Raw genomic sequence first — 7,838 nt, 5'->3', positions numbered from 1 at the left:
AAAAACGGTCGGGAATCATTGGCGCTTCCTTTCGGAAGCTGTGAATCACGACATCGCGCCCAAGCCAACAACTTTATAGGTCCGAGCCCTAAATCGGGACGCGGGAGGCGGCGCTGAACGTCTGCGCCAAACAGGCGGCCAAGCGCGGCCCTTGCGCCGGGAGCTTTCGGTGGCCAGACGCTCGCAGCGGGACTAATTCGCTGCACTTGATTGCGCTTCGCCAAACTCGACCCGCGTCCGCTCCATAGTTGCAAATACGCTAGACTATTGCGCGTCGATCGTTCGCCCTGATGCTTGCGCCGCCTTTCCTGCCGTGGTCCAGCGCCGAGCGACGGCTTCGCCGCGTTCGGCTTTATCTCGACTTGCCCGCGACACGCGCTTCGCCTAGACCGGCGCGGCACGCATGGAGGCGAGATGAGCAACATTAAAAGGATCGGCGCGGGGCCGCGTATGAGCCAGGCGGTCGTTCGCGGCAACGCCGTCTATACGGCCGGCCAGGTGGCCGACAAGACCAAGGGCGGATCGGTCGCCGATCAGACTCGCGAAATTCTCGCGCAGATCGACGCCCTTCTCGCCGAAGCCGGCAGCGCCAAGGCCAATATCCTGTCAGCGACGATCTACCTTGCCGACATTGCGACCTTCGCGGAGATGAACGGCGTCTGGGACGAATGGGTCGACAAAGCCAATCCGCCCGCGCGCGCCACCGTCGAAGCGAAGCTGGTCGCGCCGGCCTACAAGGTCGAGATCGCCGTCATCGCGGCGCTCTAGCGCATTTCCGCCGAAGTGGACGCCTTATGGAACGCATTCATCATTGCGCTCCGGCGCCGCTGAGCGGATTTTCCGGGTCAAAGGCGTAGCGGACGGTCTCGAACCGCATGCCGCGCGTATCGATGAGCAGCAGACGGCCGACCAGCCCCTCGCCGAAGTCGACGATCTCGCGAACGACTTCGAGCGCCATCATCGCGCCGACGATTCCGGCAAGCGCGCCGAGAACGCCGGCTTCTTCGCAGGTCGGGATTTCCCCCGCCTGCGGCGGCGTCGGAAAGAGACAGCGATAGGTCGGGTTAGGGCCGCCGTCGGGGCCGCGTTCGAAGGGCCGCAGCGTCGTCAGCGAGGCGTCGAAGCCGCCGAGCGCTGCGGTCACGAGCGGCTTTCTTTCGTAATAGCAGGCGTCCGAGACGAGGTAGCGCGTGGCGAAATTGTCCGAACCGTCGGCCACGATGTCGTAGCGCCCGATCAACGCCCGGGCGTTCGTCTCATTGAGTCGCAGCGCATGCGGCTCGACGAGGACATGCGGATTGAGGCGCGCGATGGCGTCCCGCGCGCTTTCGACCTTGGAACGGCCGATATCCTGCGTGGCGTGGATCACCTGACGCTGGAGATTGGACAGCGAAACGGCGTCGTCGTCGACGACGCCGAGCGCGCCGACGCCGGCCGCGGCGAGATATTGCAAGAGCGGCGCGCCGAGCCCGCCAGCGCCGACGACGAGAACCCGCGCATGTTTGAGCTTGCCCTGGCCCGGCCCGCCGATGTCGCGCAGCACGAGATGTCTTGCGTAGCGTTCGATCTCTTCAGGCGAAAGATTCAAAAGGCGCTCCGGCGCACGCTAGGATTGCGGCGGGGCCGACCATAGCGGCTTCGCCCGCCGGCCTCCAGCCATGGCGACCGCACGCGGGGCGACGACACGACGTTTATGGCTGGACAGGCTGGCGCTTTTTGGCGGAGCGGCGCTCGTCCGCCGATTCCTGGCTTGTCGCGCGCAGCGCCTCTATACCGACGCCGCCGAGCGCGGCCGCGCCGCGGGCGTAAGCGATATTGTCGAGGAACTGCCGTGCGCAATTCTCCCAGGTGAAGGTCAGCGCATGCGCCCGCGCCGCCTCTCGGCTGATGTCGAGCGCGGCGAGCGCCGCCGACCGCAAATTTTCGTCCAGCGCGCCAGCGCCGCTCGCGCCGACGACGTCGAGCGGGCCCATGACCGGATAGGCCGCGACCGGCAGGCCGCAGGCCATGGCTTCGAGCAGCACAATGCCGAATGTGTCGGTGCGGCTCGGAAAGACGAAAACATCCGACGAGGCGTAAAGCGCCGCAAGTTCGGCGCTCGATTTCAGGCCAAGGAACCGGGCCCGCGGAAATCGGGCTTCGAGCCCGGCGCGCGCCGGGCCGTCGCCGGCGACGAGCTTCGTGCCCGGCAGATCGAGCGCCAGGAAGGCCTCGATGTTTTTCTCGACGGCGAGTCGCCCCGCATAAAGAAAAATCGGCCGCTCAAAGGGGAGCGGCGTCGCTGCGTCAGGCGTAAACAGCGCGTGGTCCACCCCGCGCGACCAGCGCAAAATCCGGCGAAATCCGCGCTCCGACAATTCGCGGGAGAGGCTCGGCGTCGACGCCATCACGCCGGCGCCGGCGTTATGAAAGCGGCGCAAAGCCGCATAGGAAAGCCCGACGGGCAGTCCGAAGCGCGCCTGAATATATTCGGGGAAGCGCGTGTGAAAGCTCGTGGTGAAAGAGCGGCGCGCCCGCAAGAGGACGGCGCGGGTCACAAGGCCGATGGGGCCTTCCGTCGCGATATGGACGTGATCATAGCCATCCTCGAGCCGCCGCCGAACGGCGCGCGGCGAGGCAAGCGCCAGCGCGATTTCGGGATAGGTCGGCATCGGCAGCGAGTTGAAGTCGCGCGGCGTCAGAAAGTCGATTTCGGCGCCCAGCGCGCGGGCTGACTGCGCCATGGTTTCAAGCGATCGGACGACGCCATTCACCTGCGGACGCCAGGCGTCCGTCGCCACCAATATTCTCATCAAGCCGCCACAGCTCTCTCGTTTTGCAAGGCCTTGGCGCTTTCTGCGGCCTCCGCCGCCTCGCGTTCAGCCGCGGTATTATGCCAGCGCAAAATCTCGAATGCGCCGTCCTGATGTTCGGCGATCGCGGTGCAGCTTTCGACGAAGTCCCCGGTATTGACATAGAGCTTGCCGGCGATGGTCTTGATCGTCGCGTGATGGATATGACCGCAGATCACGCCGTCGACATTGCGCCGCGCGGCCTCGGAGGCCAAAGCGTTCTCGAAATCGCCGATGAAATTGACGGCGTTCTTGACCTTCAGCTTCGCCCAGGCGGAAAGCGACCAATAGCCGACGCCGAACATCCGGCGCGCACGGTTGAACCAAGTGTTGACGACAATCGCAAAATCATAGGCCCAGTCGCCAAAGAAGGCGAGCCAGCGGGCGTTGCGCACGACAATGTCGAACTGGTCGCCGTGAATGACGAGCATGGTCTTGCCGTCGGCGGTCTCATGCAGCGCGTCGTCGACGACTTCGACGCCGCCGAAATTGAGCCCGGTGTAATCGCGCGCGAATTCGTCGTGATTGCCAGGCACATAGATGACGCGCGCGCCTTTTCTCGCCTTGCGTAGGAGCTTCTGGACGACGTCATTATGGGCCTGCGGCCAGTACCAGCCGTTCTTCAGACGCCAGCCGTCGACGACGTCGCCGACAAGATAGAACGTGTCGGCGTCGTTATGCTTGAGAAAGTCGACCAGCAGTTCAGCCTGGGCGCCGCGCGCGCCCAGATGCAGATCGGACAAAAACAGCGTCCGATAGCGCTTCACTGCATGTTCACTTGCCGGATCCGACATCTGCGCTGTTTTGGAGCGCACCGCTTGGGAGACCTTCACCCTGGCGTTTCTGTCGAGCATGAGCTGTTCGCCTCTCGCCTTCGCCGCTTCGCCTGATTGACCAGATTCGCATCACAGCCAGATGACATGGCCGCCTCGGGCTCGAGCAAACGCAAGGTCGGGGAAAGGCGAGAAGGGTTCGCTGTTCGATATTTCGAACGCAGTCGGCTATCTTGCCGGTCGATTCTGAAACGTATGGGCGCGGCTGAAGCGCTGGGGATGATGGGCGTCGAAGGTCAGGACAAGCAAAAAATGCTGGAGGCGGGCGCGCTGGCGCTTTCTGGGCAGCTCGGCGCGACCGTGCAGCGCCTGCGCAAGGCCTATAATTTGTCGCTTTCCGAACTCTCTCAGCAGTCTGGAGTCGCCAAATCGATCATCAGCCAGATCGAACGCAATGAAACCAATCCGACGCTCGCCACCATCTGGCGTCTCGCGCAGGCGCTCGATGTCTCGATCGAGCGGGTTTTGCAGACGACGGAAGACGGACCCTTCCTCGAGAAAACCAGCAAGGCCGATACGCCCATCCTGGTGTCCGACGACGGCAAATGCCGGCTCGAGATCATCGGCTGGATCAAGACGGTCGAGTGGCTTCAGTGCTATGAATTCGCCGCCGCGCCGGGCGGCGTACTGGAATCCGAGGCGCATCAGCGCGGCTCGGTCGAGAGCCTATCCGTGCGCGACGGCGAGCTTGAGGTCGAGGTCGCCGGATCGAAATCGAGCGTGAAAGCAGGCGAAACCCTGCGCTATCGCTGCGACCGGCCGCACATTATCCGCAACCTCGGCAAAACGCCGGCACAGGCGACGATGGTGTGCATTCTGAAGGCGGCGGCGATGGAATGACTCGCCGCCGCAGGGCGTGAAAGCGCCAGCGGCGGCCGATGACGCGCTCCGTGCGTCAGGAGTGCAATTCGCCGACGTGCTTTTGCGAATAAAGCTGGACGCCGAGCTGCTTGATCAACTCAAGCTGCGTCTCGAGGAAGTCGATGTGCTTTTCCTCGCTCTTCACCACGCCTTCGAAAAGCTGCTCGGAAACGCGATCGTTAATCGAGAGACAATAGGCCGCAGCTTCGAGATACAGGTCGCGGGCGCCGAGCTCGGTCTCGAGGTCCGCCTTGATGATCTCCTCGACGGATTGGCCGATGCGCAGCGGATCGAGCACCTGCATATTCGGGAAGCCTTCGAGGAAGAGGATACGCTCGGCGAAATGATCCGCGTGATGCATTTCCTCAATCGACTCTTCGCGCCATTTCTTGGCGAGCTCGAGGAAACCCCAATTGTGGAAAATGCGGAAATGCAGCCAGTATTGATTGACCGCGGTCAATTCTGCGCGCAATCCGCGATTGAGATAATCGATGACCTTCGCGTCACCGCGCATGTCCGCATCCTTTCCATGAAATAGACTTAGGCCGCCAATTCGTCGGCGCGACAGCCTTCACAATCGCCGCTCCCCGGGCACTCATCCAATCCTCTCGCGGCGTGCTGGTCGACGATGGCGACAATGCTGCGCACGCAGCGCCCGCATTTCGCCTCGCAGCCCATATGCCGGAACACAGCTGAAACCGAAGGCCGGTCACCGCGTGGCCCAAGCGTATCGCGCACATCGCGGTCCGACAGGACGTTGCACGAACAGACGATCATTACTTAGCCCAGTTTGGAAAGGTTGCAAACTACTTTCTGGAAAGGTTGCAAGTTTCCTTCTTTGGAAAGATTGCAAACTACCTTTCGTATCAGTAGGTTACAACATCTCCTGTCGTTTGCCAACTCTCGCGTGTCGGTTTTCGGACAGACCCGCGCCGATGAACTTTGATTGGCAAGGACCATGCCGGTTTATCAAATATATTTCGAACGGATTGGTCTCCCGGCAAGTGTCAAAAAAAGCCGCGAACCAGCGTCCGCGGCTCATGTTGTTTTGGTTAATCCCTTCTTACCAGTGACGGTGTCCCCAGCCGCCGCCACCCCAGCCGCCGCGTCCGCCCCAGCCTGGTCCGCCCCAGCCAGGTCCGCCCCAGCCTGGGCGTCGCCAACCATAGCCGCCGCCCCAACGGGGACCACCCCAGCCGTAGCCGCCGCCCCAGCCGTAGCCGGCCTGCCACCAGCAGCGGTAAGGTCCGCACACCCAGCGCGCCTTCTCGACGCCCTGACCCAGCTGAGCCGCGGGCGCGCGATCAATCCCCGGCAGCGCGGAAGCCTCTGGCGCGAATGCGCTCGAAGCGAGAACGAAAAGAAGCGCGGCGAGGGCCGGCTTGATTGGCGCCGATAGGGTTTTGACGGCTGCCGATCTCATGGAGCATCCTCCTTTTGAGAAATGATGGAACCGTCCTCAAGTTGCGGCGAACGCTCTGAACCGAGGCTGAAACTTCCGTTCATCAGAGGGTTATGAATGTCCAAACTCCTGGGTGCGCTCGATCAGGGCACGACGAGCACCCGCTTCGTCTTGATGGACAAGAGCGGGGGGATCGTCGCTAAGGCGCAGCGCGAGCACCGGCAAATCTATCCCCGCCCCGGCTGGGTCGAACATGACGCGGCAGAGATTTGGCGCAATGCGCAGGCCGTGATCGCGGCGGCGCTGGCCGAGGCCAAGGTCTCGGCCCGCGACCTCGCGGCCGTCGGCGTCACCAATCAGCGCGAGACGACGATCTTGTGGGATGCGGCGACCGGCGCGCCGCTTCATAACGCAATCGTCTGGATGGATACGCGCACGCAAGCCGCCGTCGACCGGATCGCGGCGCAAGGTTTGGGAGATCTGGTCCGCGCAACGACGGGACTGCCGCTCGCGACCTATTTTTCCGCGCTCAAGCTCGGCTGGCTTTTTGACGAAATCCCCGGCGCGCGCGAAAGGGCCGCGCAGGGCGAGGCGCTTTTCGGCACGATCGATTCGTGGATCATCTGGAATCTGACCGGCGGCCCCGATGGCGGCCGACATCTCATCGACGCGACCAACGCCTCGCGCACGCAGATGATGAATCTCGAAACCCTGCAATGGGATCAAGAACTGCTGCGGATCTTCGACATTCCCGCGGCCTGCCTGCCGAAAATATGCTCGTCGAGCGAGGTCTATGGGGAATGCGTCGGCGCGCTCGCCGGCGTTCCGCTCGCCGGCGCGCTCGGCGACCAGCACGCCGCGCTGCTCGGCCAAGCCTGCGTCAAGGTTGGCGACGCCAAGAACACTTATGGCACCGGCTGCTTTCTGCTGATGAACGTCGGCGAGACGCCGCGCATATCGACCAAGGGCCTGCTGACGACGCTCGCCTATCAGCTTGGAGACGCCAAACCCTGTTACGCGCTGGAAGGCTCGATCGCGATCGCCGGCGCTCTGGTGCAGTGGCTACGCGACAATCTCGGGATCATCAAAGAGAGCCGCGAGATCGAGGCGCTGGCGAGTAGCGTGCCTGACAATGGCGACGTCTATTTCGTGCCGGCGTTCTCCGGTCTTTTTGCGCCACGATGGCGTGGCGACGCCCGCGGGATCATCGCCGGGCTGACGCGGTTCTCCAACAAGGGCCATATCGCGCGCGCGGCGCTCGAAGCCGCGGCGTTTCAGACCCGGGAAGTGCTGGCGGCGATGATCGCCGACGCGGGCGTCGAGATCAGCGCGCTCAAGGTCGACGGCGGCATGGCGGGGAGCGATTTGTTGATGCAGTTTCAGGCCGATATCATCGACGCGCCGGTCGTCCGCCCCAGCCAGCTGGAGTTGACGGCGGTAGGCGCCGCCTATGCGGCGGGACTTGCTGTCGGAGTCTACAAAAGCCTGGATGACATCGCCGCGCAGACGCGACAATCACGTCGCTTTACGCCCCATATGACGCCGCAGGAGCGGGCGCGCCTGATCGCATCCTGGGAAAAGGCCGTCGAGCGTTCGCTCGGCTGGGTGGTCTGACATATTAAGCCTTGCGCGCACTATTCGAAGTCCGCGCTCAAACCGTGCTTTTCGAGCTGCTTTTCGACCGCGTCGAGGATTTTCTGCAGCTCCTCGATGCCGATCGGCGTCTCATCGTCTGGCGCATCCCAATGTTCGAGGTCGTCGAGACGCACGATGAAATCAGCGTCCTCTTCCGATTCGCCGTCCGGCGGCGCGGCGGGGATGGTAAGCGTTTTCCCGGCGCGGCGCACGCGAATCGCGCCTTCCGTCACTTCGACCTGATAGCCGCCTGCGCGTCGCGCCATCGCTCCCTCC

10 protein-coding genes are annotated in these 7,838 nt (G+C 63.3%); 3 read left to right on the top strand and 7 right to left on the bottom strand.

Translation table 11 applies throughout. The annotated features are described in order from the left end of the window. Positions 1–414: 414 nt before the first annotated feature. A complete protein-coding gene (locus HUN39_RS08520; RefSeq protein WP_029649346.1) occupies positions 415–768 on the top strand; it encodes a RidA family protein in 354 nt (117 codons plus the stop codon). 40 nt (positions 769–808) lie between these two features. On the opposite strand, the gene HUN39_RS08515 is transcribed toward HUN39_RS08520, so the two are convergent. The 3 genes from HUN39_RS08515 to HUN39_RS08505 all read right to left on the bottom strand — a co-directional run bounded on the left by HUN39_RS08515 (position 809) and on the right by HUN39_RS08505 (position 3,625). Next, positions 809–1,588 carry a HesA/MoeB/ThiF family protein gene (locus HUN39_RS08515; RefSeq protein ID WP_175094015.1) on the bottom strand — a complete coding sequence of 260 codons (780 nt, stop codon included), beginning with the start codon at positions 1,586–1,588 and terminating at the stop codon, positions 809–811. 103 nt (positions 1,589–1,691) lie between these two features. Continuing rightward, the gene (locus HUN39_RS08510) at positions 1,692–2,792 is read right to left on the bottom strand and encodes a glycosyltransferase family 4 protein (RefSeq protein WP_175094014.1); all 1,101 of its coding nucleotides are present in this window, start codon (positions 2,790–2,792) and stop codon (positions 1,692–1,694) included. After that, the gene (locus tag HUN39_RS08505) at positions 2,792–3,625 is read right to left on the bottom strand and encodes a UDP-2,3-diacylglucosamine diphosphatase (RefSeq protein WP_175094036.1); all 834 of its coding nucleotides are present in this window, start codon (positions 3,623–3,625) and stop codon (positions 2,792–2,794) included. Before HUN39_RS08505 ends, HUN39_RS08510 begins: the two co-directional genes overlap by 1 nt. A 261-nt stretch (positions 3,626–3,886) precedes the next feature. On the opposite strand from HUN39_RS08505, the gene HUN39_RS08500 reads away from it, so the two are divergent. Continuing rightward, positions 3,887–4,504, top strand: coding sequence for a helix-turn-helix domain-containing protein (locus HUN39_RS08500; RefSeq protein WP_175094035.1), 618 nt, complete (start codon positions 3,887–3,889; stop codon positions 4,502–4,504). A 55-nt stretch (positions 4,505–4,559) separates the two neighbouring features. Here HUN39_RS08500 and bfr read toward each other — a convergent pair whose 3' ends face one another. From bfr to HUN39_RS08485, 3 genes are all read right to left on the bottom strand, one after another. Then, a complete protein-coding gene (gene bfr / locus HUN39_RS08495) occupies positions 4,560–5,039 on the bottom strand; it encodes a bacterioferritin (RefSeq protein ID WP_123174254.1) in 480 nt (159 codons plus the stop codon). 26 nt (positions 5,040–5,065) lie between these two features. Beyond that, positions 5,066–5,302 (bottom strand): (2Fe-2S)-binding protein, encoded by a 237-nt coding sequence (locus HUN39_RS08490; RefSeq protein ID WP_123174255.1) that lies wholly within the window; start codon positions 5,300–5,302, stop codon positions 5,066–5,068. 286 nt (positions 5,303–5,588) lie between these two features. Further along, on the bottom strand, positions 5,589–5,948 hold the full coding sequence (locus HUN39_RS08485; RefSeq protein ID WP_175094013.1) for a hypothetical protein: 360 nt from the start codon (positions 5,946–5,948) through the stop codon (positions 5,589–5,591). A 96-nt stretch (positions 5,949–6,044) separates the two neighbouring features. On the opposite strand from HUN39_RS08485, the gene glpK reads away from it, so the two are divergent. Next, the gene (glpK, locus tag HUN39_RS08480; protein WP_175094012.1) at positions 6,045–7,541 is read left to right on the top strand and encodes a glycerol kinase GlpK; all 1,497 of its coding nucleotides are present in this window, start codon (positions 6,045–6,047) and stop codon (positions 7,539–7,541) included. A gap of 20 nt (positions 7,542–7,561) precedes the next feature. On the opposite strand, the gene HUN39_RS08475 is transcribed toward glpK, so the two are convergent. Beyond that, complete coding sequence (locus HUN39_RS08475; protein ID WP_018406673.1) at positions 7,562–7,828, bottom strand: Imm74 family immunity protein; 267 nt, start codon at positions 7,826–7,828, stop codon at positions 7,562–7,564. Positions 7,829–7,838: the final 10 nt, after the last annotated feature.

The sequence above is a fragment of the Methylocystis silviterrae genome (assembly GCF_013350005.1).
Lineage (GTDB): Bacteria > Pseudomonadota > Alphaproteobacteria > Rhizobiales > Beijerinckiaceae > Methylocystis > Methylocystis silviterrae.
Note: the sequence above shows the minus strand (reverse complement) of the source record. Positions and strands in the feature narration are given on the sequence as shown.